The organism is Streptomyces sp. NPDC054956, assembly GCF_053609185.1.
In genome coordinates, this window is record NZ_JBSGXB010000046.1 from 1 (window position 1) to 24,938 (window position 24,938).

Sequence of the window (24,938 nt, forward strand, 5' to 3'; positions counted from 1 at the left end):
CAGTAGAGGGGCGGCCGGGGCCGTGGCTGCTCGTACAGCAGTCGACTCCCCAACGGGAAGCGATCGCGACGGCCCTTGGGATTACGGCCCTTGGACTGTCCAGGACCCCTCGGAGGACCTGATGCTCGACATGATGGCACGTCCCCTCCCCGCCGCCCCGTCGAACGGCGTCTACAGCGACATGGAGGACGAGGACAACCAGAAGGGCCCGGAGCGGGACGAGACCGACCGCTTCTTCCAGCTGGTCCGTCCCCTGATGGCCGACGACCAGGACGAGCTGAGCAGGAAGCTCGCCGAGATCAACCGGCGCTCGTCGGAGGGAAGCGGCCGATGACCGCGCCCAAGAACGACCCGCTGTACGTCCGGTACATGGAAGCCTTCAGCGCCTCCACGAAGCACACCGGCAACTGCACGGCCTGCCAGAGCAGCCAGGACTGCGAGAGCGGAGCGCCGGTCCACGCGGCGTTCGCCGAGGCCCAGGACGCCTACCAGGCCCGGCAGTCCGCGAAGCGCCGCAGCTGACCCTCCGGCATTGCCCGTCGCCCCCGCGCCTACTCGGGCGGGGCCGGCGGAGAGCGCCGGGAGCTCACGCTCCTTGTCCCGCGCCGGCCGTCCGGCCGCAGAAACAGAACAGCCCCGGGGATGCCGCCCCGGGGCTGTCTCGTACGCACGGACCACGGACCCTCTGGAGGCCCTCATGCGCACCATCGTACGCACCCACGCCAAGTCGACCCCCGCCCCGATCGCCGCCCCCGCCAAGCCCCGCCCGGCCTGCGCCGAGGAGGACTCAGAGCTGTTCTTCCCGATCGGCAACACCGGCCCGGCGCTGCTCCAGATCGAGGAGGCGAAGGCTGTCTGCCGTCGCTGCCCCCTGATGGTCACCTGCCTCGCCGGTGCGCTGGAGCGCGGTGAGGAGTTCGGCGTGTGGGGCGGACTCTCCGAGGACGAGCGCCGTGCCCTCAAGCGCAGCGCCGCCCGGGCTCGCGCCCGGGCCCGCAACGCGGCCTGACCGCGCCGAGCTGATTTCGCGCCCGCCAGGCGGGAGCCGTTCCCAGTTTCGCGCCCACCCCCCGCCACTTCGAGAGACCGGCAGCCCGCCCCCCGGGCTGCCGGCCTTTTCGTGCGCCCGGGGCGGGTAGAGCCGGTGTCCGATGCGCCAACGATGATCCGCACCGACCGCCATTTCGAGAACGCCCCACCCCGTTTCGCAGCCAGCCCCCGCCGTTTCGCGCACACCCTGAACGACCCCTCCCGGAGGCCCTCATGACGATCACCGACTGGCCGCGCACCGCGTCCGACCCCAGCCTCGACCCGGTATCTCCGACGCCCGTTTCGGGAACGCCCGAGCCGGTTTCGCAGACGACCGACACCGTTTCGGACCCGCCGGAGCTCGCTCCCGGGCCGGAAAGCGGAACCGGATCCAAGCCCTCCCGGGGGAAGTTGACCGGCTCGCAGAAGTGGGCGGTCGGAGCGATCATGGCCGCCGCGCTCGCCCTCGCCGGTATCGGCCTGTACCTGTCCTTCGAGCACGTCGCCGTCTTCGCCTTCGAGTGGCTGAACTTCGGCAGTCTCGGCAAGGGCCAGCTCTTCGCGGTCGGCGTCGACACCGGGATCATGGTGATGATCGCGGTCGACCTGCTGATGGCCTGGCTCAAGCGGCCCGTCTCCTGGATCCGCTATCCCGTGTGGCTGCTCACCGCGGCCACGGTCGTGCTCAACGCGGCCTCCGGCGCCCCGCGCGGCGATGAGGTCTGGGAGCTCCTCGACTACGTCGCTGCCTTCGCGCATGGCGTCGTCCCGATCCTGTTCATCATGATCGTGGAGCTCGGCCGTACAGCGATCGACCGTATCGTCCGGCCCGAGCAGGCAGAACGGGACGCGATCCCGTGGATCCGCTGGGCCCTCGCCCCTACGGCGACCGCCCGGATTTTCCGCCGGATGCGGCTGTGGGGTGTCGCCTCCTACCCGGAGATGATCCGCCGCGATCAGGACCTCCTCGCCCACGAGCAGTGGCTCAAGCGCAAGTACAACGGCGACCTGAGCAAGGCCACCGAGGACGAGCTCCTCCCGATGAAGATGGCGCCCTACGGCTACACCGTCGCCCAGGCCCTTGCCATGCCCGACCAGCAGGAACAGGCAGCCCAGGAGCGGGCAGAGGAAGCCGCGCGCCGGCGCCTGGCCGCCGAGACCCGCAGCGAGATCGCCAAGGCCGAGTCCGAGGCCGACCGCCTGCGCGCCAAGGGCAAGGTCGAGACGGTGCGCGCCGAGGTCGACGGCCAGACCGGCCAGGCCCGCGCGCACGCCCGAGCCCAGGTCAGCGCCGCCGAGCGGGCAGCCGAGCTGGAGGAGCAGGCCCTCGACAACACGGTCGTCGCCGAGGCCCGGGCCCGCGAGGCCGAGGCCGAGCGCAAAGCGGCCCAGGAGCGCGAGACAGAGGCCGAAGCGAATCTCCGTACCGCCGAGCTGGAGCGCCAGGCGGCGGAGAAGCGGAAGGAAGCTGCGGAGGCCGACCGGGTTGCCGCGGCCGAGGCCCAGGCGGTCGATACCCGGACCATCGCCGAGGCCCGGCGGGCCACTGCCGAAGCCAACCGGGTCACTGCCGAAACGGAGCGGGCTGCCGCCGAAACGGCGCGCGCCACTGCCGAAGCCAACCGCAAGAAGGCGGAGGAGGAGGGCCGCCAGGAGGTCGCTCTCGCCGAGATTGCGCGTGCCAAGAAGGAGGCCGCGGAGGCCGATCGGGCCGCTGCCGAAACGCGGCGGGTCACCGCCGAAATCGAGCGGCGTGCGGTCGAAGCCGAGGACGCCGCGAAGCTGAAGCCGCGCGAGCGCGCGGTCCGCAAGGTCGCCCGGATGATCCTCGCCGTCGGCGGCGACGCTGGCCGACTGCCGCTGTCCGACATTCAGCACGAGCTGGCTGTCGCCTCCCCCGGCACCGCCTCGGAGTACCGCCAGGAAGCCGCCGAGCTGCTGGCCGGCGGTTACATTCCGGCCGCCTGATCCGTATACCGGTGTCCGGCACCACCAGTGAAGGCCAGCCCAAGGGAGTTGGGCTGGCCTTCGCCGCGACTGCCGGAAGCAGCCACAGCCCACCCAGTACACCAGACCGTTCGCCCCCACATGCCCCGTCTGCGAACTGGGCCTTTTCCCCGTCCCCGGCTGCAAAAGCACAGCCTGGCCGTCCAAGGAGGAACCCCGAGTGACTCACGACCGTGAACGCGAATACATCGACCAGCGGTTCGCCAACCTGACCTCGGGCGCGGGGTGGGAGCAGCCCGCGCCCACCCCCTACGGACCGCCCGTCAAGGCCCCGATGAGCGGGCAGGCCAAGGCGCTCATCGCCATGGCCGGACTGGTCATCGTCGGGGCCAGCGCGGTCGGCGTCTCCGCCTACAGTGCCTCCTCCGGGCAGGCCGAGGTGCGGGCCCAGGAGCTCGCCCTCCAGGCCCAGCAGCTCGAGGTGGAGAGGGCCAAGGTGAACGCCCCGGACGCGAAAGCGGAAGAGCGGCGCATCGCCGGATTCCAGGCGTGCATCGAGAAGGCCGGCATGAACAAGGACGTCTGCGCGCAGGCGTTCCCGGCCCCCGGCGGGGCGAGCCTCGGCGGCTCCATGGGCGCGACCAACGTCTCCTCCACTTCCGACACCAATCAGGGCGGCGGGATCGGCGTCAGCGGCGGTCTCGTCGTCGCCCTGATCGCGGTCGGCGGGGTCGGATTCATGGTCCGCAAGGCCAACAAGGGCGGTAACGCCGCGTAGTTTCCTTCCTTCCTTCCCTCCCGCACAAAAAGGCCCGTTCCCGACTCCCATGGGGCGTGAGCGGTCCTTTCGGTCGGGAGGGAAGGAAGGAAGGAAGTCACCGAAAGTGAGGATTCCGCAGTGACGACACCGCCCGCCCCGCCCCCGATGCCCCCTCAGCCGCCCACGGTCGGGGTCCCGGCCACCGTGCTGGCCCCGGCTCCCGCATCGCCCTCCGCCCCCGCTCCGGCACCCCCGGCCGGGGGCGGGATCCTCGCTCCGGTTACGCTCGCGCGCCCCACCCGGGACGCCTCCGGAGGGTCCGCCGCCTACGCCGCCCAGGAGGAGAACGGCAGCACGGACGGCAAGCCCGGCAAGGGCGCGAAGAACACCGTGAGTCCCGGTATGTGGAAGGGGATCGCCGCCTACATCGCGAACCGTCCGCAGCAGAAGATCGCGGTGCAGCACACGATCAGCGAGATCCGCGGAACGTCCACCGACCGCAAGATCAACCACGGGATCACGGAGAAGAAGGGAGCCACCTCCGACACCAAGTCGAACCGGACGGCGACCACCGCCCACGCCAGCAAGAGCGACAAGTCCGCCAAGGACCACAACTCCCGCGACGCCAAGACCTCGGCGGCCAGCACCAAGGCCGACAAGAACAGCCGCGACGCGAAGACTGCGGACACCCGCAGTTCGGCGGACAAGAACAGCCGGGACGCCAAGACCGCCGACACCCGCAGCTCGGCCGACAAGAACAGCAACACCCGGGACGCGAAGACGGCGGACACCCGCAGTTCCGCGGACAAGAACAGCCGCGACGCGAAGACGTCCTCGGACCGCAAGGACCACAACACCCGCCAGCAGGCGGGCAAGACGTCGTCGGACACGCAGGACCGTACGGCCCGCGACGACAAGACCAGCCGCAAGACCGACAGCGCCGGACGGCAGCAGCCGGAGGGCAAGCCCGCCGCCACGAACCCGCCGTCGAAGGCCCCCGCCCCCGGCTCTGCCACGGAACCCACCCCGGCCAAGGCCGGGGACAAGCCGACGGCGGCGAAGCCGGACCCGGCCACCACGAAACCGGGACCCCAGCTCGCGCCCGGCCCGTCCGCGCCGACGGGTCCGGCTCCGGCCGGGCCCGCCGCAGCAACGGGCAAGCAGGACAAGGCCAAACCGAGGAAGGGTCCGTACGCCGCGCAGCCCGCCCGCGAGGAGGGCTTCAAGGCCGGGGCGCAGCAGGCCGCCGTCGAAGCGGACAAGGCCGCGTGGAAGGACGGCTACGCGGACGGCCAGCAGGCCATCCGCGACAAGGCCGCCCGCGACAAGGCGCAGATGGACGCCGCCCGAAACCGCACCCGAGGAGTTCCGCCCGTGCCCGCCAAGCCCACCGCCCCGCCCACACCCCCCAAGCCCGCCTCCGCGCCCGCGCCGGCCATGGGGGCGGTGCCGCTGGGAGCTCAGATGTCCGAGTACGGGGGGGCCGTTCACCTCTCCAACGGCAACACGATGTCCATCGGCGAGGTCCGCACCCTGCGCCGCCTCACCCAGTTCCTGGACGGCCGGGAACGCGACACCCACCAGATCACCGACCAGTGCAAGCAGGCCAAGGAGGTCTCCGCAGGTCGCGTCAAGGAGATCCAGGACCTGATCGATCAGTGCAAGGACCCGAAGATCAAGGGCGGCAAGAACCTGATCGCCTCCCTGCAAAAGCTCCACGAAGCGACCGAGGCCCAGGCGAAGGAGGCCGACAAGATGCACGGCAACGCCGTGCGCGGCATCGAGGCGCTGCGGACCCTCAACAAGAACGCGGAGGTGCGCCACGGCGGCGTCTACAAGGCCGTGGCCGACTCCGACGAGACCAGCCCCGCCGAACGCGCCTTCTACGTCCGATAGGAGAGATCCGCATGGCAGACACCACCTACCGCAAGCTGCGCGCCGAGGTGCAGAACCTGGCCGGTCTCGTCGCCAAGGACGGCGAGACGATCCGGCAGATCGGCCAGCGCGCCGACCAGAACGCCCAGGCCGTGGCCCGCGTCGCCGACGGCCTCGCGAACCTCGAAGTCGACACCCACACGACCGGCGAAGCTAAGGACACGGCGCGGATCATGCGCGGTCTGTCCCAGGCATCCATCGCCGCCGCGTCCGCCGCCGACAACGTCGCCGGCGCCGCCCGCGCCGCCGACGCCCAGGCCCGCAAGACCCACGAGGGCATCGACGAGCAGGTCAACGCCATGGGCGTCCCCATGGCCCGATCCCCCTTCTACGAACAGGAGTAACCCGCCCATGTCCGAGATCACCGTGACCCGCCGCCCGCACCTCGCAGACCAGGTCCCCGCGCTCGTCTCGGTGATCGCCCCGCCCGCCCTCGGAGCCCTCACCCCGCTCCTCGAACCCGGCCTCGCCGCCCTCACCGCAGCCGCCACGGTGTGCGGGAGCGCGGCGTTCGCCACCCACTACATGGGCCGCATCCCCGCCAGCGTCCTGAACGCCACGGGGATCGGGGACGTCCTGACCGCCCAGCGCTCCACCCTGCTGGGCTCCAGCCTCCTCACCTCCATGGCCGTCGCCCCGGGGGTGTTCCTCGGCCCCGCGTACGCGGACGGATTGCTGGCCGGGTTCCTCGACCCGGCCAGCGTGTCCGGGCTCGTCTCCGCCGCCTGGTGGACGATGTGGGCCGGCCTCACCGTCAGGCTCCGCCCGGCCCTGGCCGCCCGCAGGGTCCGCATCTCCGTCCCCACCCCGGAGGCCGGCCCGCCCGGGGTCCCGGGGCCCGGCGGCCTCTACAAGATCTGGGCCGACCACATCTCCGGCGAGGGCGGCGCGCACCCCGGCCAGCACCTCGTCGGCGTCGCCGACTCCGGCGAGCTGTGGGAGGGCATCATCGAGGCCCCCCAGGGCAAGGCAGTCAACGTCAGCGCGGAGGCGGTCGGCTCCGCCTACCGGGTCCCCGCCGCCTGCGTCACCTTCGCTGACGGCCACCACCCCGGCGAGCAGTACGTGACGGTGCGCCGGACGTCGCCGGCGGAGCTGGACCCGAACACGATGGAGGGGATGTGGGCCCGCCTGGTCCGGCCGAAGGTCATGCCGGGCACCCACCTCAAGGACGCCCAGGTCGACCCCGCGACCGGCGGCTGGGTCGCGTGGGTCGTCGCCGACGACGACGTCCCCGCCGTCCCCGTCCCCGACCGCAAGCTCCTCGTCGGCGCCCTGCGCTCCTCCATGACCCTGGTCGACTACCAGCCCCACCCGTCCGACCCGCGCCGGGGCAAGATCCGGCTCATGGACAAGAACCCGCTCGAAGACGGGGTTCCCTTCCCCGGCCCGCAGGCGCTGGAGCCGTCCAAGGGCGGATACATCGCCATCGGCCGCGGCGTCTCCGGCCGCGTCGCCCGTCTGCAGATGTTCGACCCCGTGCTCGGCGCCCAGCACATCTTCATCGCCGGAGTCACCGGCTCCGGCAAGGGCGGCGTCGTCCAGATCATCGCGCTCGCCGCCCACCTGGCGGGCACGGCGATCATCTACGCCGACCCGAAGGGCAGCTCCAACCCCGACGTCGAGTCGATGGCCGCGTACGCGGCGACCGGCACCGAAGCGATCAAGTCCCTGCGCCTGGCCTACGCCCTGCTGCAGCACCGGGTCGCGGAGTCGGCGAGGCTCGGCCGCAAGAACTTCAAGGCCACGGCGGACTGCCCGTGGGTCATGGTGATCGTGGACGAGACCCACATGATCACCGACTCCGCCACCGAGGAAGGCAAGGAGGCCGTCTTCATCCTGGACAAGATCGCAGCCCTCGGCCGGAACCTCGGCATGACGCTGCTGATCGTCAACCAGGCCGTCAACGCCGACAAGCTCGGCGGCTCCACCGCGCTGCGCACCAACGTGATCCAGGGCGGCGCGATGGTCATGCTGCGGACGGACTCCGCCCAGTCGAACCTGGTGACGGTCGATGGGTTCGAGGGCATCGATCCCGGTGCGATCCCGGCCGCCTGGTCCGCCGAGGACGAGCCCCTGGTGTGGTCGGACGACATCCCGCTCAACGACCCGGCCCGCACGTTCGGCCTCGGCTACGTCGGATCGCCCGGCGAGCCCGTCCAGATGATGCGCAGCTGGATCCTGGAGTCCGCAGCCCCGTACATCCGCCACGACGCCATCATCTGGCCGGCGGACTGGTCCGGATGGGGCGACCGGCACGACATCGCCGAAGTGCCCGTCATCGGGGAGGCCGGCTACATCCCCAGCAACGGCCCGGGCTGGGGCGGCGGAGGGTTCACGCCTTCGCTCGACGGCGGATTCACCAAACCGCCGGCGGAGCCCAGCGCCGACGCCGCCGTCCTGGACTGCTTCGACGACACGGGCCTGGAGATCACCAAGGACGACATCCGCACCCTCACCGGCCTCAACGAGAAGACCCTGTCCAACGTCCTGACCGCACTGGTCAAGAAGGGCGAGATCGAACGCGTCAAGTCCGGCGTCTACCGCAAGAACCCGTAAGGAGGAGTCAGCAGACATGATCGAGAACCTCGTCCGTCCCGCGCACCGTACGGAGCTTGCCCGCCCGGACCCCCGAGCCGTACAGGCCCTGATCGGGCAGGTCGAAGAGGCGTACGCCACCGGCCCGTCCGGCTACCCGGAGCCCAGCGTCCGCCACACGCTGCGCACCGCGCGGGAGCTGATCATCCGCTACGGCTGGACCCGCGGCACCCTCTGCGACCAGAGCGGCCTGTGCCTCCTCGGATCGGTCCAGGCCGCAGCCCTCGCCTACGACCCGGCTGTGTGGGCGCGGGAGGTACGGGCCGCCGAGGCGCAGCTCATGACCACCCTGGGCACCCTCGACGCCCACGACCTCCCCCGCTTCAACAACGCCCAGACGTGGGCCGGCCCGGTCCTCGACCTCCTGCTCCGCGCCGCACGCTGAAGTCGGGCCCCGGTAACCCTGGGCGCAGGAGGGCCAACTGCGCTTTCATGAGGCATGGACTCGACCGAGGGCACGACCGACTTTCAGGCGCCGTGCAACTGCGGCGCCCTCGGCGACCACCCGCGCAACCCGAACTGCGCCCATACCGCGCGGGTCCAAATCGAGGTGACGGGTGGTCGCTCGGCCTGCCTGGAAGCCCTCGGAGTTCTCCGCGCCAGTTACTACGTGTTCCCCGAGCACGAGTGGCAGGACCCGGAGACCGAGCAGTGGGTCTTCAAACTCGGCGCCGTCAGGAACTACTGGCGGCCCCTTGCGCCTCCCCCGGTGTTCACCGCGCCGGTGACGCCCACCCCGCAGGCCGCCGTGCTGGCCTGCCTCAATGACTCGGTGGGCCTGGAGATCGGCGAGGTGGAGATCCGCGTCTTGACCGGCCTCAGCGAGGAAACCCTGTCCAACGTCCTGACCGCCCTGGTCAACACCGGCGAGATCGAACACGTCACGTACGGCGTGTACCGCAAGAACGCGTAGCCGCCAGCTCCCCTAGCTCAGCCACCGCGCCCCGCCCGGAGAACCTTCCGAGCGGGGCGTCGCACTGTCCTGCCCAATTCCCCTCAGGCATCAGGAGACCAGCCCCGTGCGTCGTTACCGCTACCGCTGCACCGTCTGCCGTACCACCAGCCCCGTCGTCCATCAGCTCGACGACCTGGCCGCCGAGGGCGAGGCCCACCGCCTCGCGCTCCACGGCGGGCACATACCCGACGACGAAGCCGCCGGCCAAGTCGACCGCCTCGGCCGCTGGTACGCCTCCCTGGGCCCGCTGATCGGGATCCACGCCCGCATCGCCGACGGTCTCAGCGACCTCCGCGACACCAAGACGACGGGCCACTACTGGTGGGCCTCCGCCGGAGCCACCCTCATCCTCGGCAGCGCGGCCGCCCTCGTCCTCGGCGTCATCTCCGCCGCCCTCTGACCCCAGCTCCGACCGCCCCGCCTGGCCACCGGTACCGCCGCCCGCACTTCGGGGCGGCCGGTTCCGGTGACCCGGGCAGGCCGACCGGCCTCAGCCCAACCCCGCGCCCGCCGCCCCGACCCGGGGACGCGGGCGCCCCAGCCACTGCTTCGACTTGGAGGGTCCATCGTGCTCAGCCCCCGGCCGCGCCGCAGGATCGGCCGCCCGCGCCCGTTCATCCCCGGCCCCCGCTACCCGCTGCCCCAGCGCCGCCTGCCCGGTACCTGGAGCCGGTGATGGTCGGCCAGGACGAGGACCTGGTCGACGTGGACCCCTACGCCCCGGCCGAACCCGAGGTGACGATCCCGGTGTTCAAGCGCCTGTGCGCGCCATCGGGTTACGCGACCAAACGCCAGCTCAGGGCGATGGGGCTGCGTCCCGGCGGCCAGGAGCCGGTCGCCGAGGTCGAGACCCGCGGCCCGAAGAACGGCCTGCTGTACGAGGTCGCGAAGGCCCGGCCGGTGCGGCCGATGACCCTCGCCAAGGAGTACGCGCTCGACAAGGCGATGGCCGCCCGGCAGACATGCCGGACCTGCCGCCGACGGTACTTCTTCGTGCTCCCGACCTCCCTCACCAGCTGCCTGGAGTGCCACGACGGCACGCCCGCAGACCCCGCCAGCTATATCGCTCCCCCGGCCCCGGTCACGCACCGGCTGGCCGCCTGACACACGAAGGACACGACCCCATGGCCCAGGCCCTCGCCACGTTCCACGAGCCCCCGCGCCCGTCGAACCTCCAGATCCGATACCTCACCGTCGGCGGCTCCTACGTCGACGTCACCGGATCCGGCTCCCCGCACGACAACAACCGCTGGAAGTGCCACGGCTGCAAGGACGGCGACGACATCTACACCCACCACTACTTCTTCGAGGCCCGCAGCAAGGCCAACGACCACGCCAACCTGTGCCGCGCGATCCCGCTGACGTGACCGCCCGCCGCCCACGTACCGCCCTGCTGCTCGCGGCCGCCGCGCCCGTCACCGTGATGGTGGCCGCCGCCGTGCTCACGGCAGGCCACTGGCGCCTGTACGCCGACCGGTACCGCATCGAGGTCACCGCCCGGCCCCGGTCGGACTGCCCTCACTGCCACGGGGCCGGCGGCCGGTGGAGCGGCGGACCCTTCCCGGAGATGGAGGCGTGCGGCTGCTGGTCGGCCCGACGCGAGCTGAGCATCCGCCTGCTGTCCGTCCCGGCCTGGCCGGACGAACCCCCGTTCTGAACTGCCTCGACCCCGACCACACCGGCCGGGGCCGAGGCCAGGGTGACCGCGCATCGGCAAAGGGCCGGCCACCCCGCTCCCTCACCCGTTCGAGATCAGGAGAACCCAGCATGACGCATCGCCCCGCTCTCTTCGCCGCCGTCCTCGGCCTGGGCCGCGCCGCCTCCAACATCGGTGACCACTGGGTCCAGAACGACCACTGCGCCCGGGTCAAGGCCGCCACCGACGCCAAGCCGGTCCTGATGCCCGCCGCCGACCCGGACGCGGAGCTCGTCGCGCACGGCACCCGGGACGGGATCAAAGCGTGCGCCTGGCACTGCCTGACCTATACGGCCACGCAGGCCCTCGTGGTCGGGGCCGGCGCCCGTGTCCTGGGTATCCGGCTGCACCCCGGCGCCGCCGCGGCCGCGCTCGCCCTCTCGGGCGTCACCCACTACATCGCCGACCGCCGGGTCCCCGGCGGCGTCTTGGAGCAGCTCGCGACCAAGACCGGCAAGGGCAACTTCTTCCGCCTCGCCGACCACGGCCTCAACGGCGCGTACGCGCTCGACCAGGCTTGGCACGAGGGCTGGGAAACCCTCGCCGCGCTGCTCGCCACCACCAAGGCGACCAGCCGGTGACCACCCCATCCCGCACACGCCTGGAACGCGTGCGCGCCTCGGTCGGCATCGCCTGCCTGGCGCTCCAGCAGATCCAGGACGATCTCACCGCCGACAACGTCGACCAGGCGGAGCTCGCCGCGATCCTGCGCGAGCTCATCGAGGACACCGACCCGCCCGGCGGCCTCCTCCCCGTCCTGGCGCAGCTGGTCACCGTCGCCGCGCAGCGAGCCGAGCACCTCGAGCCCGACCGCGACGGCGACGCCTCCCACTACCTGCACGAGTCCGCCGCCCTGATCACCGACAACGCCGGTGCGCGCCTGCTCTGGGCTGCCCGCGCCCTCGACCCGCAAGGAGAACTCGCATGAGCACGCCGATGAGCACGCCGACCTTCTACCCGGAGATGCCCGAGCACAGCCTGGTGATCCTCATCGGCCCCAGCGGGGCCGGGAAGTCGACGATCGCGAGCACCTGGCCCGCTTCGCAGGTGCTGTCCCTGGATGCGCTGCGCGAGGTGGTGAGCGACGACGCGGGCGACCAGGACGCGACCGGCGACGCCGTCGCCGCCCTGCACCTGCTCCTGGAGGCCCGCATGCGTCGGCGCCTGTTCACGGTCATCGACGCCACCAACGTCACCCGGGCCGCCCGGGAGCCGCTGCTCGCCGCCGCCAAGCGGCACAACATGCTCCCCATCGCCGTCATGGTCTCCACGCCCGGCTCCGTGTGTGTGGAGCGGCAGGGCCCGCGGCCGGCTAACCGCACCGTGCCGGACGACGTGGTCCTCCAGCAGCGCAAGGACATGGTCAACTCGCACCGCAGCCTCAAGGCCGAGGGTTTCCCCGAGATCGTCTTCTCCGACAGCCTCTGCCGGCTCCTGCCGTACCTGGAGCGCCTCGGCGAGAAGCGCACCGCCGACCTTGGACTGGACGACGGCGACGGCCTGGGCAACCTGCTCCTCGTACGCCGGATGTTCGGCGAGGAGATCCTGCCGATGTGGCGGTGGAAGCTCGGCTCGAAGGCCGCCGACGGAGACCGCGTCGCGGAGATCCGCCTCGGCCAGCAGTACCTCACCCTCGCACTCCGGACGAACGTCGACGGCGAGGGCGACTACGGCTTCGACGTCGCGTTGCCCTGCCCGCACGACGACGAATGCACCGGCTACGCCTGGGCGCCCGCGTACAGCGTCACCTGCCTCGCCCGCGCGCTCAACGGCGACCTGGACGACAGCGAGGACATCATCTGCTCCGTCCACGGCGGTTTCGACAACGCGGACCAGGAGCCCGACGACCACGCCGCAGTGCTCCGCGAGACCGCCGGGACCGCGCGATGACCTTCCTCCAGGAAAGCAGCAAGCCCGGCTGGAGCGACTGGGAGCTGGCCCGCATGGCAGTCCACCTGCGCGGCTTCGCCACGCACGCCGACGACCCGCAGGCCGACGCCGCCCGACGCCTTGAAGACGCGTTCACGGCAGACGAAGTCCGTCGGGCGGACGCCCTCCTGGAGGCCAGCAGCCAGGACACCGACCGCCTCACCGCGATCGAAGCCCGACTCGGCAAGGACGCCACCAGCGATGAGGCGTGGCTCGTGCAGCAGCTCACGACAGCGTGGGCGCGGCTGGACGAGCTGCGGGACCGGATCGACGGCGGCGGCAGCCTCATGGCAAACACCCATGTCGCCAGCGCCATCGACTACGTCCGCGGGTCCCGGCCGTGAGCCGCGCCGCCGACGGTCCTCACCCGCACCCACTTACCCCGGCGGAACTGCCCGCCGGTGACGCGTGGCTGTACGGCTGCGACGAATGTCAGCTGCCGATCCAGGGCGGTGCGGCTGGCCTTGCCGCGCACCGCCGCACCGTCCACGACCCCCGCCGTGACTACGGCGACCGCCGTACCCCCATCACGATCCGGCTCGACCTCGACTTCTGACCCGCCCGGCACGCCGAAGGAGACCCGCCCATGCCCATGTCCGCCGCCGCGAAGGCGTACTACGCCGCCCACACCCAGGCCCTGCGCGAGCACGGCGCCATGAACGCCGCCCGGCTCTGGCCGCGCCAGGCCCTGCAGTACACGACCGTCAACGGCGCCCGCTTCCTGCCATTCCCGTCCCGGATGCCCGTCCGGTCTGTGGCGCCGGCCGTCCACTCCGCCCTCAAGAAGCACACCGTCCACGAGTACGACGTCACCGCCCGCGACGGCTCCCCGCTGCGCATCGTCTACATCCGCCACGCCCCCGGCACCTGGTCCGGCGGCGAGGACGTCATCGACGTCTACGAAGTCCCCGCCGAGAACCCGGTCGTGCTTAGCGGGTGATGGTCCTCCGTGCCGCCCCGACCCCTGCCGATCCAGCCGGGGCCGGGGCGGTCGCAGTGGTCCCTCACCACCGCGAGCACGAGAGGAGTTGGACGTCATGACCGAGCGCTATTTCGAGGTGGACGTCCCGATACGGAGCACCGACACGGGCCTGCGCGGCGTGCACGTCTTCACCGGCCGGGCCGACAGCGACAGCGCCGCCCTCAAGGCCGCGCACGAGGTCTACGACGCGGCCCACACCGCGGCCCAGGCCGGAATCGAGATGCCCCACGGGCGCCCGGACGGCTGGGGCGCTTGCGGCTACCGGCCCGGCTGGGAGCTCGACTGGCCCGCCGCGACCGCCAGCCCCTGGAAGAACCCGTACAGCTGGCTCAACTCCAGCCCGATCGAGCTGTAGCTCTGCCCCAGGACAGCCGCTCTGCTTGCTGGCTTCGACGGCTGCCCTGGGCCCATCCATCCCGTACGAGACGAGACGGAGACCCCAAGTATGTCGCCCCTCCTGCGCGTTCCGGCCCGGATCGGCCAGCGCATCCTCCTTCTGACGACCGCCGCCGTGCCGTTGACCGGCTGGGCCCTCCACGCGGTCGCGCTGCACAAACAGCTCGCCGCGACGAAGCGCGACCCGCTGACCGGCCTCCTGCGCCGCGACACCTACACCGCCCGCGCCCGGAGCCTGGTGGCCCGCCACGACGACGTGGCCGTGGTCATGGTCGACGCCGACCACTTCAAGCGGATCAACGACGAGTTCGGGCACGCGGCCGGGGACGCCGTCCTCGCCGCGTTCGGTGCCCAGCTCAGCACCTGGGCGGGCCCGCGCGCCGCCGTCGGACGCCTCGGGGGCGACGAGTTCGCCGTCGTCCTGAGGCTGCCCGCCGACCGGCGCGAGCAGCACCTGGAGCAGCTGGTCCGGCTGCTGCGCAAGCCGGTCGTCCTGGACGACGGCCGCACGCTCGACGTCGCCGCCTCGGTCGGCGCCGCGACTCCGGACGCGATCGGCACCCGTGACCTGTCCAAGCTCCAGCGGGCGGCCGATGCTGCCCTGTACGACGGCAAGCACACCGGCCGTGCGGTCCTGGCCGCCGCCGCGCACACCACGGTGCCGTCCATCAACGGCCGCCGGGCAGGCCGGCCGGGCACGGCCGTGTGGGGGCGGGCAGCATGAGCACCGCGATCCTCCCCGAAGGCGACTGGATCCGCGGCATCACGATCCGCCAGCCCTGGGCCACCTGCATCCTCGCCGGGAAGACCACCGAGAACAGGCCCCGGCCCTGGCCCTGGCGCGGCTGGGTACTCCTCCATGCCGGCCAGAAGCTGGAACGCCCCGCCCTGCGCGACCCGCTGGTCGCCACCGCGATCCGCGGCCGCGAGCTCCCCCTCGGCGCGGTCATCGGCGTCGCCCGCCTCACCGACTGCCACCTCGACCAGGGACCCGAGCGCTGCACCAGCCCCTGGGCGCAGCGCGAGGCCCACCACCTGGTCCTCACCGACGTCCACGAACTCGCCCTGCCCGTGCTCGCCAAGGGCGCGCTCCCGGCCTGGAAGCCGGCCCGCGACCTCGTGGACCAGGTCCTCGCCCAGCTCCCCGACCTCCGACTGGAGGCCACCTCATGAGCAGCAGCCCGCAGGCCGACCCCGACCAGGCCCTCGCCTACCCCGAGCCCGCCGCCCACCCGAACTGGCACCGGCACCCGAGGCCGGCACCCGCACCGCTCACCCCGGACCGCCAGCGACACAACCAGGAACTGCTCCTGCTGGCCCTGCGTACGCACCGCCCCCACACCCACCACACCCTGGCAGAGGCGAGCTGATGGACAGCATTCCGATCGGCATAGACGGCTACCTCGACACCGAACCCGTCCCCGGCCCCCGGGATACAGCCCGATTCCGGCTCATCTCCTCCCCCACCGAGGACCTGAGCGAGGAGTCCGTGCTGGCCTGCGTGACCGGTGACCCGTTCATCGTCCACACGGTCCTCACCGAACTCCGGCCCGGCGACTACCTGCGCGTCGCCGGAGTCCTGACCCTCCCGGCCCGCTCCAACGGCGCCGTCCAGCTCCAGGTCGAAGCCCTCGAAGTCCTCCAGGAAGTGCCGCTCACGCTCCCGGAGACCGCCGACGAGACCGAGGCGATCGACGAGCTCACCTTCGACCGGTCCGGCGCCTACGTCGCGGTCAGCAGCAGCGCCACCCCGGCCGTCCAGCTGTGGACCGAGGCCGGCACCTGGATCGGCATCGTCACCGACCCGGCCTCCATCGAAGCCCTGATCGCCGCCTTCGAGAAAGCCACCCGCAAGCCCTGACCCGTCCTGCCCCCACTCCGTGAAGGAGCACCAGCCCATGCCCCGCCTCTCCATCAAGGTGGAACCCCTCCACGCCGACGGCACCGTCTGCCTCCACGCCGTCAGCCCGTCCGGCAAGCCCCGCGACCCGAACTCCGGGTGCACCGGCCGCCGCTCGTACCGGGTCCAGTGCAGCGCCTGCGGCACCGTCGGCACGCCGCACGGCCTGCGCGTCCTGGCCGAGCCCGAACAGACCAAGCACCGCGGTCAGCACCAGAAGGCCCTTGTCGCGCGCTGACCACCGAACCCGCCCGCCGTTGACGGCGGCAAGCAGCACTACCCCTGTTCGGCCCGGGGCGGCCGCCGGCTACGAGCCCGGCCGCCCCGGAGCCCCTCCCGCCACGAAGATCGGAACGCGATGCTCACACAGCTCTGGGTCGGTACCTACCACGGCGCTCACGACGGACAACGCGTCGTCGTCACCACCACACGTGACGACGAACAAGACCTCCCCTACGGCCTGGAGTGCACCTGCGGCCTCACCCGCCGCTTCACGGATCCCGTCGGCATGGACCGCGCCGCCTGGCGCCACACCCACCCCACCCTCTGGGACCGCTGCAAGCAGCGTCTCCGAGGAATGCGCCGAATCCGCCCCACCCACGAGAAGGAGACCACCCGGTGAAGCGATACTTCCGCCGCTGCGGCACGCCCGGCGCCCTCAGCTCCGAGGACCAGGCCGTCGTCGACGCCTACCGCGCGATGCTCGCTGCCCGCAAGGACCCGCAGCCCTGGACGCCTGGTACCGGCGGCGACATCGCGGTCCGCGTCGGCCCGTTCGTCGAGCGCGCCCACCCCCGGCCCGGAGACGACCACGGCCCCGACCTGATCGCCGTCGCCCTGGTCCACCCCGACACCCCGAACGCCGCAGCCCAACTCCACGGGCACCAACTCGGCTACACCGGCAAAGGCTGGCTGCGCTGCGAGACAGCCACGATCCTCGGCGCCTGGGAGTCGGCCTACACACCACTGACCCACGCAGCGGCGGGCCTCAAGCTGCCCGACGACATCGGCATGGCCCCCGCGCACTACGGCGTCCACGTCGAAGCCCGCCGCGACGACGGCACCAGCTACACGCTCCTCCGGCTCGGCCCCTACACCCAGACCTGGCTCGCCTCCCACGACGCCGACCGCCTCAACACCAAACTGGAAGGCCGGGCGGCCACCGTCATCCCCGGGTTCACGGTCACCGCGAAAGGCGCCCCGTTCGACGTCAGCGACCACGAGAGCTACAGCGACCCGTACGAGGCCGACGTCGCCGTGCTCCTGGCCGCCGCCGTCGCGGGGGTGAGCGCATGACCACTGCCCTGTACGAGATCGAGACCACCGAGGCCGCCGACGGCACGAGGCACCCCGCCGAACAGATCTGGACCCCCGGCGAGGACGCCAAGGCGTATGGCTTCCTCGCCCAGGGCGGCGTGCACATCACCGGCATCGGAGGGCCGACCGACGACGCCTTCCCTGCTGCTTTCGTCACCCTCGGACACCAACAGTGGGCCGTCATCGTCGAGGCCGCAGCCACCTACATGGACCGCGTCCACGGGTGGCGAAACCTGCACCTCTACCCCGGCGATGACCCGGCAGAGGCCATCCCCCGCATCCCGCGCGCCGTCCACACCCACGCCGTGTTCCTCAGCCACCCGCACCCCGACCACCCCTGTGGCTGCGAGTGGGAGGACACCTGGCGCTTGGTCTACGCCCCGCCCGCCGAGCCCGGTGCCATCCCGATCACCGTCATGCGGCACCCGGCCGCCCAGGCGACAACCGCCGCCATACCCAGCCCCGATCAGGGGCCGGTGCCCGCGGCCTGGGCGGCCTGATCCTGAACTCTCCACCAACCAAAAGCCCTGCCACGGCACGTGCCGTGGCAGGGCTTTTGGTGTTTCCGGGCCAGCAGGAGGCTGGGCGGACGGCTGCCATGCCAAGCGGGCGGCGGTCGTCGACCGGATGTTTACCGTGTAAACATGCACGGCCCCGATCTTGAAGCCCAGAGGCAACGGCGTCGTGACACCGCATCCGCAGTAGGCGAGGGCCCCCAGGGCGATGCCCCGCGCACTCCAGACGATGTTTACACGGTAAACGTGTACCGCAGGCCGCCCTCAGGCATCAGCCATGAGCAGCAGCGTGAGCTCCTCGCGGTGTTCAGCGGACATGTGTGCCCGGAGCTGTGCGTTGAACCATTGAGGGTCCGTCCACGGAAGGGCGGGAACCTCGGAGGAGTCCGTAGCGATGTTTACCGTGTAAACATCCACCGGCGGAACGGTGGGGGCTCCCTGCTCTCCGGACGGCTGGCCGGGCAGTACCACCGAAGGCGCCGGCGTTCCGGGGTCCTTGCGGTCCCGCCGGACTCGGGGCTTCGCCGGGGCCTTCGCGGCGTTCATGGCGATCTCGGCCTCGGTGCGCTGCTGTACGGCCGGCAGCCCGCCGATGCGACGGCCTTCGCGAACGCCGAGCTCGCCAGACTCCACCTTCTCCTGGAGGTCTTCCGGGAGCTTGAGGAGAGCGAGTCGCTGGGATACCCAGCCTGGGGTCTTTCCGAGCCGCTTGGCCACGGCCGACTGAGTTCCGTGCACGTCAAGCAGCTCTTGGACGGCCTTCGCCTGGTCCAGCGGGGGAACGTCCACACGGTGAACATTGGCGATCAGGGCCGCTTCGAGGATGTCGGCCGCACTGGCCGCGAGGGCGTCGTTGACGTCGATGCGGAGCTCGGCTAGGCCGGCCGCGTGCGCGGCAGCCAGGCGCCTGTTGCCGTCAATGACGACGTACTCAGCCTCGCCGATCGCTTCGGCCTGGTCCGCGTGGACGGTGAGGAAGGCCGCCGTACGCACGACAGCGACCGGCTGAAGTTGACCGCGGTCCCGAAGCGAAGCGGCGGTCTCCTCGATGTCGGTGAGCTCGTCGCGCGGGTTGAACGGGTTGTGCGCGAGAACGGACAACGCCACCGCCGCCGGCGGCCGCTTCCCTTCCCCGGCCATGATCTGCTGTCGGGTCCGCACACGCCGCGGGGACGGCTTGCTCTCCGTGCCGTCCTCGTTGATGTCGAAGCCGCGGGTGACTCGCTGGGGAGAGGTGGTCATACGGCGAGCTCCTTCGCAAGATCGCGCATTGCCTGGGCGTGTTCGCTGTCGGGGGCGTACTCGAGCAGCGGGATCTCCCCGTCTGCTGCCTCCCTGCCTTCCTTGAGGTCGCCGATGACGGCGAGGACCGCCGGGGAGGTACTCCTCTCCCACTGGTCCTTGTTCTCCTTGACCAGCTTGCCGCGGCGGCTGTCGTACGCATTGACGACCAGACCGAGGTAGTCGATCTGGATTCGACCCTTGCGGCAGAGGTCTTCCTTCTGGGCCCTCAGCAGCTTGAAGGCCCTGTGGGAAGCCTTGTTCGCCCAGACCGGAGTGATCAAGCCGGACCGGTCGGCGAGCTCCCCGTCCCGGCGTCGCACGTAGTAGAGCGCCGTGTCCATGTTCAGACCGAGGCTGGGCGGGCCGTCGATGATGATGAGGTCGTAGTCCTCCTCCAGCGGCTCCAAGGCCCGCTCCAGGGCGGCCTCGCTGAACGACACCTTCGAGAGGGACACGTCGCGGAGGAACGCGTCGTCCGAAGCCGGCAGCAGATGCAGCCGATCACCAAACCGCTTTTGGTCCAGGGCGACGAGCAGGTCGCGGATGTCGCCCTTCGCGCTGCCCTCCATGTGCATCAGGAGCGTCTCGACGTCGTCCTCGTACATCACGTCCTCGAAGCCAAGTTCAGCCGTGAGATGGCCCTGCGGGTCGTAGTCGACGAGGAGGACGCGCTTGCCAGACTCGGCGACGGCCTGAGCCACACCGGACGAGATGAACGTCTTGCCGACGCCGCCCTTCTGGTTGGCGACTATCACCCGGGCGACCGGCTGCGCGTGCAGGGGAGCAGTGGGGGAGGGATGGTGCTCCAGCCAAAGCGTCACGGCCTGGGCGAGTCCCTGGACGTAGGTGACCCCTCGGTCTCCGCAGACCGACTTGAAGTTCTCCGGTTCGCCGGGCGGCAGGAAGGTTCCCCACGTCTTGGCCTTGGCGGTGTCGACCTCGGGTACATCGGAGGCCAGGTACCACGCCTTGATGGCGTGCTCGGTGGCGTCCTGGATGTCCATGCCGTGCTCGAAGGCTCGGATCTTCAGGAGTCTGCGCAGCTGAGGAGTGAGGGAAGTGATTAGTTTCTCTCGCCCCCCATTCTGGGTTGGGATGCTCATGCGGCCGAACTTTACTAGGTTCCAGCCGTGATGACGGAAGGGACACCTCCGAATTCATACGATCCTGTGGCGACTCCGTACTGAGCACAGGCACCGAGTCCGCGAGAGGTTCGTTGCCCCGTGGTACGGCAGCCGTGCCAGGAGTACGCTCGCGACAACGACGTGCGGTCCGACTCGCTGCCTGGACACGTGGAACTCGCGCTAGCCCCGGCGCCATTGTGTTGGGGTGCGACGACCGCGTTGGCAGTCAAGGTCTCTAACGAGATCAGACCGTGGGGCCTGCGGCCGGCCCCGAGCAAGCGCCTGAGGGACACCTACGGGTGAACCTCGAAAGGGCACTTGTTCTCAAGGTTCCACCAGGCCGCACCAATGCGCCCGGGGGCAGCTACGAGCGCAGTATCAGTTGGCGCGCCCACCGTACGGGTGAGGAATCCCGCAGCCGTGCCGCGGAGCTCCAGAACGGGTGGCATAGTAGCCGCCTGGCCTTCAGGAGGCCGTCGCCCGCAGGTACGCCGTCCGACCCGGCCGCCACATTTACCGCAGGCGTGAAGGAGCAAGGCCCCGCCCCAAACACCCAGCGCAACACACCGTGTCCGATCGAGACCGTGTGCGCCGGGGTCGGACAACGGCGCGCGGAAAGGCACTCTCGATGAGTCACGGATCCAACCTCACGCAAAAGGCTCGGTACCGCTCGCACTGCACCGGCACCGCCCACCAGGCCGTTATGCAGGAGCTCCAGGCCACGGACCACCAGCACCCAGTGCCGGACGCAGACCGCGATCAGGCCCGGCTGGAGGCAGCAGTCTTCGAGCGCCTGGGCGGCACGGTCGACTACTGCGCGCACCCCGCCGGCATCGCGCACCTCACTCCGCGGCCCACCCACCTGACCGTGGCCGTGGACAGGAAACTCGGCCCCCGACACCGTCTGTACGAGCACTGCCTCCAGGCTCTCCTTCCCATCCAATACACGGGTCCTGACGAAGTGGAGGGTCCGGGCGGCATGGTAGGCGTCCGACTGCGCTCCATCGACGGGGCCGGACTACACCTTGGACTTGCAGGCACAGACGCCCAGGTCACCCTGACTGGTCCCACTGAACAGCAGTGGCGCGCGGCCATCGCCAGCCACCGGGAGTCGTTCCGCCAAGAGCCCTACGACCTTCTCTGGGAGGCCGCCGACCTGACCCGCCCCGAAATCGACTACATCGCCTCGGACCCAACCTGGTGGGGGGAGCGCGACGAGGCCGCGTGGGTTGCCAGCGGCCTGCTGCGCCGGATCGGCCTCTTCCATACCGTGACCAAGCCCTTCTGCGTCAGCTATTGGCAGCACGGCCTGGGATGGAAGGTCGAGCTGCGCTACGAGCACGAGGTCCCCGTCGACCACGATGCGGTCATCGAGCACCTGACTCATCCCCGGTGGGGGATGAACGTCCAGGTCAAGCGAGACCACTGCGCCTGCAAGCCCTGCAACTGCGACGGGGGAGCAGAGCGTATGTGCTCGTTCACCCTCGAACCAGGTGTCCCTGGCGGGGAGATCGGGCTGCGCTTCCGGCGCACCCGGGCAGGCTACGACGCTTCGGACGCCTATGGACGACTCGTCAGGGCGGGAGCATCGCCGGCCTGGCTCGCACAGGCCCTCCCCGCCCACCACGCCTCCCTGGCCGGTACGCAGCTCCCTGAGTCACCTCTTCAGCGGCTGCGGCCGTGACTCCCACCTCGTTCCCGAGCTCCTGATCGCGGCCCAGGACGTCGACCCCGACCGCCCGGAGCCGCAGGACCAGCCCCAGCCGGCATTCGACGTGGCGGCGCTGCGGGCCCTGAAGGCATCGCGGACAGACGTGGAAGCCCTGGACTTCACCGCCGAGCAGCTGCGCCGCGTGACGGACGCCTTCACAAAGGCCGGCGACGGAGCCCGCACGAGGACGAAGAAGTTCGCCGACCCGGAGGATGCCCCCGCACCGAACCCGGTGCGCGAGGACGACCAGCAGACGCACCGCCCGCAGCAGCCGGACCGACATCACAGGCCAGGAGCCGGCCGCTGAGTGCATCCGGTGCAGTGCACTCGATGCAGCCGGTGTCCCACCGACGATGTCGTGCACTCTCCGCATGGATGCTCGACATCGTCCCGGAGTGCACGACATCGCGATGACGATGCACGACATCGCCGGGACGATGCCGTGCATCCACCCCGGTGCCCCTGCCGCGTTTCCCCTTGACACAAGCCCGTGACTCTGTTGGCCAATTCAGCCGTGAGCGCGGGCGACACCAGCGCAGGCCAGCACCTTCGTGGCGTCGGCGTCGAGGAAGACGATGAACGTCCATGCCTGATCTGCTGCTCTGATCTCGCCAGTGCGGAGAAGTTCCTCTCCCGTGGCTTCGAGGATGTCGATCGTCTCGTCGAGACCGAGTGCCACCAGGCCGCGCCTCTGCCCGATTCGGCGGCGGATCCGGTAGGTGTTGAAGTGCCGGTTGGCGGGGACCAGGCCGTCCCAGACCTCGAAGATACCTCCGGAGAGCAGAGCCTCCCGCGCAGGACCGCATGCCGATGTCTGTTCGGCGAACATCTCGCAGAGGTCATCACGTGTCATGCGCCAACCCTGCCGGGCCATCGCTCAACCGGGCAACCAAAAGGCGCAGCCACAGCCGTGGCCGTGAGCGAGTCCACGTCGTTGATCTGATCATCCGGCGGCGTCGCCGGGGGCAGCAGCGTCGGGGAGGCGTCAGTGTCGCTGGGGACGAGCGGGTCGGGCCGGATTCCGGAAACTACGCGGAGGATCGCCGAAGCCGCCTTGCCTCAGGGCAGCACGGCGATCAGGGTGCGTGATGCGCTCGGCGAGCTGTTCCGTGACGAGGACTTCGCCGACCTGTTCCCCCAGCGGGGTCGGCCGGCGCTGTCTCCGGCGGTTCTCGCTCTGGTGTCGATCCTGCAGTTCGCTGAAGGCCTGTCCGACCGCCAGGCTGCCCTGGCTGCCAGGGCACGTATCGACTGGAAGTACGCCCTCGGCCTGGAACTCGAGGACCCGGGGTTCGACTACTCAGTGCTAAGCGAGTTCCGAGATCGGCTGGTGGATGGCAGCGCGGAGACCCGCATCACGGACGCCGTGCTGGCTGCTGCCTCGGAGGCTGGCCTGCTCAAGACTCGCGGCCGCCAACGCACCGACAGCACGCACGTGCTGTCAGCAGTCCGCGGATTGAACCGTCTGGAACTGGTCGGCGAGACCTTGCGGGCGGCCCTGAACGCGCTGGCCGCGGCCGCACCCCAGTGGCTTGTCGAACTGGCCGACGACGAGTGGTTCAAGCGGTACTCCTACCGGATTGAGGACTACCGGCTTCCGCAGGCAAGGACCGAGCGCATCGACAAGGGCAACGAGATCGGGAACGACGGGATGCGCCTGCTACACGCCGTCTTCCACCCGACCACACCCGGATGGCTTCGCCAGGTCCCCGCAGTGGAGATGCTCCGTCGGACCTGGGTGCAGGAGTTCCACATCGAGGACGAGACCGTCATCTGGCGCCACCCGAAGAACATCCCGCCTGCCGGTCAACGCGTGGTCTCGCCCTACGACAGCGCCGCCCGCGCCGGATCCAAGCGGGACACCGACTGGCAAGGATGGAAGGTCCACATCACCGAGACGTGCGAGCCCGACCGGCCCAACCTGATCACGCACGTGCTCACCACGACCGCCCCCGTCCACGACGTGCAGGTAACCGACACCATCCATGAGGGCCTCGCCGAGCGGGACCTGCTGCCGGCTGAACACTTGGTCGACTCCGGCTACACCGAGGCCCGCGTCCTCGTCTCCGCCCAGCGCGACTACGGCATCGAGATCGTCGGACCGGTTCAGGGCTCCGCGGCCTGGCAGGCCAAGGACGAAGGCGGTTTCACGCAGGAGAATTTCACCATCGACTGGCAGGCCCAGGAGGTGAGCTGCCCCAACGGCAAGCGCAGCGGTGGGTGGTCCGCCAGCACCAGCCAAACCGGGAGCCCCGTCATCCGGGTCTGGTTCTCCATCAACGACTGCGAGCCCTGCCCCGTCCGCAGCCAGTGCACACGCGGTGCCGGCAGGATCGGCAGACGTCTGACCTTCAGGAACCGTGAGGAACTCGAAGCCCTCCGCAAGGCACGCGAAGAGCAGAAGACGGACGAGTGGCGGCGGCGCTACCAGTCCCGCGCGGGCATCGAGAGCACGATCTCGCAGGGTGTCCGGCAGATGGGGCTGCGACGTTCTCGCTACCACGGCGCCGCCAAGACCCACCTGCAGCATCAGTTCACGGCGGCAGCCCTCAACCTCACGCGCATCGACGCCTGGATCACTGAGACACCGCGGGGCAGCAGTCGCACCTCCCACTTCCGCCGCCTGCGATTGGCCCGAACCCCTTGACCATGGAACACCGGGCAGACATTCCGGACTGCATCTCCCCTTGACACACCACGTTCCCCCTTGACCACGCACGTCGTTCCAAGAGCTGCCCAGTGGAATTGGCCAACAGAGTCACAAGCCCGTGTCAAGGGGAAACGCGCCGCACCGGGCTCCCCCGGACCGCACCGCGCCCACCCGATGCGCGCCACTTCCACCCGCCGGCCATCCGCGGCG

35 protein-coding genes are annotated in these 24,938 nt (G+C 70.6%); 32 read left to right on the forward strand and 3 right to left on the reverse strand.

The window, feature by feature from the left end:
- Positions 1–121: 121 nt before the first annotated feature.
- The 29 genes from ACWGDE_RS11245 (at position 122) to ACWGDE_RS11385 (ending at position 17,944) form a co-directional block, all read left to right on the forward strand.
- Positions 122–334, forward strand: a complete 213-nt coding sequence (locus ACWGDE_RS11245) for a hypothetical protein (protein ID WP_453388709.1) — start codon at positions 122–124, stop codon at positions 332–334.
- On the forward strand, positions 331–522 hold the full coding sequence (locus ACWGDE_RS11250) for a hypothetical protein (protein ID WP_453388710.1): 192 nt from the start codon (positions 331–333) through the stop codon (positions 520–522). Before ACWGDE_RS11245 ends, ACWGDE_RS11250 begins: the two co-directional genes overlap by 4 nt.
- Before the next feature lie 175 nt (positions 523–697).
- Entirely contained in the window at positions 698–1,009 is a 312-nt protein-coding gene (locus ACWGDE_RS11255) for a WhiB family transcriptional regulator (RefSeq protein WP_453388711.1), read from the forward strand.
- 254 nt (positions 1,010–1,263) lie between these two features.
- The gene (locus tag ACWGDE_RS11260; protein ID WP_453388712.1) at positions 1,264–2,997 is read left to right on the forward strand and encodes a DUF2637 domain-containing protein; all 1,734 of its coding nucleotides are present in this window, start codon (positions 1,264–1,266) and stop codon (positions 2,995–2,997) included.
- A gap of 199 nt (positions 2,998–3,196) precedes the next feature.
- The gene (locus ACWGDE_RS11265; RefSeq protein WP_453388713.1) at positions 3,197–3,754 is read left to right on the forward strand and encodes a hypothetical protein; all 558 of its coding nucleotides are present in this window, start codon (positions 3,197–3,199) and stop codon (positions 3,752–3,754) included.
- 120 nt (positions 3,755–3,874) lie between these two features.
- Positions 3,875–5,632, forward strand: coding sequence for a hypothetical protein (locus ACWGDE_RS11270; protein ID WP_453388714.1), 1,758 nt, complete (start codon positions 3,875–3,877; stop codon positions 5,630–5,632).
- Between the two features lie 11 nt (positions 5,633–5,643).
- A complete protein-coding gene (locus ACWGDE_RS11275) occupies positions 5,644–6,015 on the forward strand; it encodes a hypothetical protein (protein WP_453388715.1) in 372 nt (123 codons plus the stop codon).
- Positions 6,016–6,022: 7 nt separating this feature from the next.
- Positions 6,023–8,230, forward strand: coding sequence for a hypothetical protein (locus ACWGDE_RS11280; RefSeq protein ID WP_453388716.1), 2,208 nt, complete (start codon positions 6,023–6,025; stop codon positions 8,228–8,230).
- Between the two features lie 16 nt (positions 8,231–8,246).
- On the forward strand, positions 8,247–8,654 hold the full coding sequence (locus ACWGDE_RS11285) for a DUF6197 family protein (protein WP_453388717.1): 408 nt from the start codon (positions 8,247–8,249) through the stop codon (positions 8,652–8,654).
- 54 nt (positions 8,655–8,708) lie between these two features.
- Complete coding sequence (locus ACWGDE_RS11290) at positions 8,709–9,182, forward strand: hypothetical protein (RefSeq protein ID WP_453388718.1); 474 nt, start codon at positions 8,709–8,711, stop codon at positions 9,180–9,182.
- A 106-nt stretch (positions 9,183–9,288) separates the two neighbouring features.
- On the forward strand, positions 9,289–9,624 hold the full coding sequence (locus tag ACWGDE_RS11295) for a hypothetical protein (RefSeq protein ID WP_453388719.1): 336 nt from the start codon (positions 9,289–9,291) through the stop codon (positions 9,622–9,624).
- A 275-nt stretch (positions 9,625–9,899) separates the two neighbouring features.
- Positions 9,900–10,328 (forward strand): RRQRL motif-containing zinc-binding protein, encoded by a 429-nt coding sequence (locus ACWGDE_RS11300; RefSeq protein ID WP_453388720.1) that lies wholly within the window; start codon positions 9,900–9,902, stop codon positions 10,326–10,328.
- A gap of 20 nt (positions 10,329–10,348) precedes the next feature.
- A complete protein-coding gene (locus ACWGDE_RS11305) occupies positions 10,349–10,591 on the forward strand; it encodes a hypothetical protein (protein ID WP_453388721.1) in 243 nt (80 codons plus the stop codon).
- Positions 10,588–10,881 carry a hypothetical protein gene (locus tag ACWGDE_RS11310; protein WP_453388722.1) on the forward strand — a complete coding sequence of 98 codons (294 nt, stop codon included), beginning with the start codon at positions 10,588–10,590 and terminating at the stop codon, positions 10,879–10,881. Before ACWGDE_RS11305 ends, ACWGDE_RS11310 begins: the two co-directional genes overlap by 4 nt.
- Positions 10,882–10,991: 110 nt before the next feature.
- A complete protein-coding gene (locus ACWGDE_RS11315) occupies positions 10,992–11,501 on the forward strand; it encodes a hypothetical protein (RefSeq protein WP_453388723.1) in 510 nt (169 codons plus the stop codon).
- Positions 11,498–11,848, forward strand: a complete 351-nt coding sequence (locus ACWGDE_RS11320; protein WP_453388724.1) for a hypothetical protein — start codon at positions 11,498–11,500, stop codon at positions 11,846–11,848. The genes ACWGDE_RS11315 and ACWGDE_RS11320 overlap by 4 nt, the downstream gene beginning before the upstream one ends.
- Entirely contained in the window at positions 11,845–12,810 is a 966-nt protein-coding gene (locus ACWGDE_RS11325) for an AAA family ATPase (protein WP_453388725.1), read from the forward strand. Before ACWGDE_RS11320 ends, ACWGDE_RS11325 begins: the two co-directional genes overlap by 4 nt.
- Positions 12,807–13,193 (forward strand): hypothetical protein, encoded by a 387-nt coding sequence (locus tag ACWGDE_RS11330; RefSeq protein WP_453388726.1) that lies wholly within the window; start codon positions 12,807–12,809, stop codon positions 13,191–13,193. Before ACWGDE_RS11325 ends, ACWGDE_RS11330 begins: the two co-directional genes overlap by 4 nt.
- A complete protein-coding gene (locus ACWGDE_RS11335; RefSeq protein WP_453388727.1) occupies positions 13,190–13,405 on the forward strand; it encodes a hypothetical protein in 216 nt (71 codons plus the stop codon). Before ACWGDE_RS11330 ends, ACWGDE_RS11335 begins: the two co-directional genes overlap by 4 nt.
- A gap of 30 nt (positions 13,406–13,435) precedes the next feature.
- Positions 13,436–13,789 carry a hypothetical protein gene (locus ACWGDE_RS11340; protein WP_453388728.1) on the forward strand — a complete coding sequence of 118 codons (354 nt, stop codon included), beginning with the start codon at positions 13,436–13,438 and terminating at the stop codon, positions 13,787–13,789.
- Positions 13,790–13,886: 97 nt separating this feature from the next.
- Positions 13,887–14,186: a hypothetical protein gene (locus ACWGDE_RS11345; protein ID WP_453388729.1), complete on the forward strand. Its 300-nt coding sequence runs from the start codon at positions 13,887–13,889 to the stop codon at positions 14,184–14,186.
- Between the two features lie 90 nt (positions 14,187–14,276).
- Entirely contained in the window at positions 14,277–14,951 is a 675-nt protein-coding gene (locus ACWGDE_RS11350) for a GGDEF domain-containing protein (RefSeq protein ID WP_453388730.1), read from the forward strand.
- Entirely contained in the window at positions 14,948–15,400 is a 453-nt protein-coding gene (locus ACWGDE_RS11355; protein ID WP_453388731.1) for a hypothetical protein, read from the forward strand. Before ACWGDE_RS11350 ends, ACWGDE_RS11355 begins: the two co-directional genes overlap by 4 nt.
- The gene (locus ACWGDE_RS11360) at positions 15,397–15,597 is read left to right on the forward strand and encodes a hypothetical protein (protein ID WP_453388732.1); all 201 of its coding nucleotides are present in this window, start codon (positions 15,397–15,399) and stop codon (positions 15,595–15,597) included. The genes ACWGDE_RS11355 and ACWGDE_RS11360 overlap by 4 nt, the downstream gene beginning before the upstream one ends.
- A complete protein-coding gene (locus ACWGDE_RS11365) occupies positions 15,597–16,088 on the forward strand; it encodes a hypothetical protein (RefSeq protein ID WP_453388733.1) in 492 nt (163 codons plus the stop codon). The genes ACWGDE_RS11360 and ACWGDE_RS11365 overlap by 1 nt, the downstream gene beginning before the upstream one ends.
- Before the next feature lie 37 nt (positions 16,089–16,125).
- Positions 16,126–16,365: a hypothetical protein gene (locus ACWGDE_RS11370; RefSeq protein WP_453388734.1), complete on the forward strand. Its 240-nt coding sequence runs from the start codon at positions 16,126–16,128 to the stop codon at positions 16,363–16,365.
- A 120-nt stretch (positions 16,366–16,485) separates the two neighbouring features.
- Positions 16,486–16,749 (forward strand): hypothetical protein, encoded by a 264-nt coding sequence (locus ACWGDE_RS11375; RefSeq protein WP_453388735.1) that lies wholly within the window; start codon positions 16,486–16,488, stop codon positions 16,747–16,749.
- Complete coding sequence (locus ACWGDE_RS11380; protein ID WP_453388736.1) at positions 16,746–17,423, forward strand: hypothetical protein; 678 nt, start codon at positions 16,746–16,748, stop codon at positions 17,421–17,423. Before ACWGDE_RS11375 ends, ACWGDE_RS11380 begins: the two co-directional genes overlap by 4 nt.
- Positions 17,420–17,944 (forward strand): hypothetical protein, encoded by a 525-nt coding sequence (locus ACWGDE_RS11385; RefSeq protein ID WP_453388737.1) that lies wholly within the window; start codon positions 17,420–17,422, stop codon positions 17,942–17,944. Before ACWGDE_RS11380 ends, ACWGDE_RS11385 begins: the two co-directional genes overlap by 4 nt.
- 279 nt (positions 17,945–18,223) lie before the next feature.
- Here the strand turns inward: ACWGDE_RS11385 and ACWGDE_RS11390 are convergent, their stop codons facing one another.
- Positions 18,224–19,201, reverse strand: coding sequence for a ParB/RepB/Spo0J family partition protein (locus ACWGDE_RS11390; protein WP_453388738.1), 978 nt, complete (start codon positions 19,199–19,201; stop codon positions 18,224–18,226).
- Complete coding sequence (locus ACWGDE_RS11395; protein ID WP_453388739.1) at positions 19,198–20,247, reverse strand: ParA family protein; 1,050 nt, start codon at positions 20,245–20,247, stop codon at positions 19,198–19,200. The genes ACWGDE_RS11390 and ACWGDE_RS11395 overlap by 4 nt, the downstream gene beginning before the upstream one ends.
- 748 nt (positions 20,248–20,995) lie before the next feature.
- On the opposite strand from ACWGDE_RS11395, the gene ACWGDE_RS11400 reads away from it, so the two are divergent.
- Both ACWGDE_RS11400 and ACWGDE_RS11405 read left to right on the forward strand, forming a co-directional pair.
- On the forward strand, positions 20,996–22,051 hold the full coding sequence (locus ACWGDE_RS11400) for a hypothetical protein (protein WP_453388740.1): 1,056 nt from the start codon (positions 20,996–20,998) through the stop codon (positions 22,049–22,051).
- 130 nt (positions 22,052–22,181) lie between these two features.
- Positions 22,182–22,385: a hypothetical protein gene (locus ACWGDE_RS11405; protein ID WP_453388741.1), complete on the forward strand. Its 204-nt coding sequence runs from the start codon at positions 22,182–22,184 to the stop codon at positions 22,383–22,385.
- A gap of 201 nt (positions 22,386–22,586) precedes the next feature.
- On the opposite strand, the gene ACWGDE_RS11410 is transcribed toward ACWGDE_RS11405, so the two are convergent.
- Entirely contained in the window at positions 22,587–22,931 is a 345-nt protein-coding gene (locus tag ACWGDE_RS11410) for a hypothetical protein (protein WP_453388742.1), read from the reverse strand.
- A gap of 135 nt (positions 22,932–23,066) precedes the next feature.
- Here ACWGDE_RS11410 and ACWGDE_RS11415 point away from each other — a divergent pair, with 135 nt between their 5' ends.
- Complete coding sequence (locus ACWGDE_RS11415) at positions 23,067–24,725, forward strand: IS1182 family transposase (RefSeq protein WP_453388743.1); 1,659 nt, start codon at positions 23,067–23,069, stop codon at positions 24,723–24,725.
- Positions 24,726–24,938 lie beyond the last annotated feature (213 nt).

What these genes read in the sequence shown, in the direction of transcription:
- ACWGDE_RS11305 (WP_453388721.1), top strand. Translation starts at nt 10,349, where the DNA reads ATGGCCCAGGCCCTCGCCACGTTCCACGAGCCCCCGCGCCCGTCGAAC.
- ACWGDE_RS11245 (WP_453388709.1), top strand. Translation starts at nt 122, where the DNA reads ATGCTCGACATGATGGCACGTCCCCTCCCCGCCGCCCCGTCGAACGGC.
- ACWGDE_RS11325 (WP_453388725.1), top strand. Translation starts at nt 11,845, where the DNA reads ATGAGCACGCCGATGAGCACGCCGACCTTCTACCCGGAGATGCCCGAG.
- ACWGDE_RS11285 (WP_453388717.1), top strand. Translation starts at nt 8,247, where the DNA reads ATGATCGAGAACCTCGTCCGTCCCGCGCACCGTACGGAGCTTGCCCGC.
- ACWGDE_RS11255 (WP_453388711.1), top strand. Translation starts at nt 698, where the DNA reads ATGCGCACCATCGTACGCACCCACGCCAAGTCGACCCCCGCCCCGATC.
- ACWGDE_RS11250 (WP_453388710.1), top strand. Translation starts at nt 331, where the DNA reads ATGACCGCGCCCAAGAACGACCCGCTGTACGTCCGGTACATGGAAGCC.
- ACWGDE_RS11315 (WP_453388723.1), top strand. Translation starts at nt 10,992, where the DNA reads ATGACGCATCGCCCCGCTCTCTTCGCCGCCGTCCTCGGCCTGGGCCGC.
- ACWGDE_RS11375 (WP_453388735.1), top strand. Translation starts at nt 16,486, where the DNA reads ATGCTCACACAGCTCTGGGTCGGTACCTACCACGGCGCTCACGACGGA.
- ACWGDE_RS11260 (WP_453388712.1), top strand. Translation starts at nt 1,264, where the DNA reads ATGACGATCACCGACTGGCCGCGCACCGCGTCCGACCCCAGCCTCGAC.
- ACWGDE_RS11365 (WP_453388733.1), top strand. Translation starts at nt 15,597, where the DNA reads ATGGACAGCATTCCGATCGGCATAGACGGCTACCTCGACACCGAACCC.
- ACWGDE_RS11370 (WP_453388734.1), top strand. Translation starts at nt 16,126, where the DNA reads ATGCCCCGCCTCTCCATCAAGGTGGAACCCCTCCACGCCGACGGCACC.
- ACWGDE_RS11280 (WP_453388716.1), top strand. Translation starts at nt 6,023, where the DNA reads ATGTCCGAGATCACCGTGACCCGCCGCCCGCACCTCGCAGACCAGGTC.
- ACWGDE_RS11330 (WP_453388726.1), top strand. Translation starts at nt 12,807, where the DNA reads ATGACCTTCCTCCAGGAAAGCAGCAAGCCCGGCTGGAGCGACTGGGAG.
- ACWGDE_RS11355 (WP_453388731.1), top strand. Translation starts at nt 14,948, where the DNA reads ATGAGCACCGCGATCCTCCCCGAAGGCGACTGGATCCGCGGCATCACG.
- ACWGDE_RS11360 (WP_453388732.1), top strand. Translation starts at nt 15,397, where the DNA reads ATGAGCAGCAGCCCGCAGGCCGACCCCGACCAGGCCCTCGCCTACCCC.
- ACWGDE_RS11275 (WP_453388715.1), top strand. Translation starts at nt 5,644, where the DNA reads ATGGCAGACACCACCTACCGCAAGCTGCGCGCCGAGGTGCAGAACCTG.
- ACWGDE_RS11340 (WP_453388728.1), top strand. Translation starts at nt 13,436, where the DNA reads ATGCCCATGTCCGCCGCCGCGAAGGCGTACTACGCCGCCCACACCCAG.
- ACWGDE_RS11350 (WP_453388730.1), top strand. Translation starts at nt 14,277, where the DNA reads ATGTCGCCCCTCCTGCGCGTTCCGGCCCGGATCGGCCAGCGCATCCTC.
- ACWGDE_RS11345 (WP_453388729.1), top strand. Translation starts at nt 13,887, where the DNA reads ATGACCGAGCGCTATTTCGAGGTGGACGTCCCGATACGGAGCACCGAC.
- ACWGDE_RS11395 (WP_453388739.1), bottom strand. Translation starts at nt 20,247, where the DNA reads ATGGACATCCAGGACGCCACCGAGCACGCCATCAAGGCGTGGTACCTG.
- ACWGDE_RS11410 (WP_453388742.1), bottom strand. Translation starts at nt 22,931, where the DNA reads ATGACACGTGATGACCTCTGCGAGATGTTCGCCGAACAGACATCGGCA.
- ACWGDE_RS11300 (WP_453388720.1), top strand. Translation starts at nt 9,900, where the DNA reads ATGGTCGGCCAGGACGAGGACCTGGTCGACGTGGACCCCTACGCCCCG.
- ACWGDE_RS11400 (WP_453388740.1), top strand. Translation starts at nt 20,996, where the DNA reads ATGAGTCACGGATCCAACCTCACGCAAAAGGCTCGGTACCGCTCGCAC.
- ACWGDE_RS11290 (WP_453388718.1), top strand. Translation starts at nt 8,709, where the DNA reads ATGGACTCGACCGAGGGCACGACCGACTTTCAGGCGCCGTGCAACTGC.
- ACWGDE_RS11385 (WP_453388737.1), top strand. Translation starts at nt 17,420, where the DNA reads ATGACCACTGCCCTGTACGAGATCGAGACCACCGAGGCCGCCGACGGC.
- ACWGDE_RS11390 (WP_453388738.1), bottom strand. Translation starts at nt 19,201, where the DNA reads ATGACCACCTCTCCCCAGCGAGTCACCCGCGGCTTCGACATCAACGAG.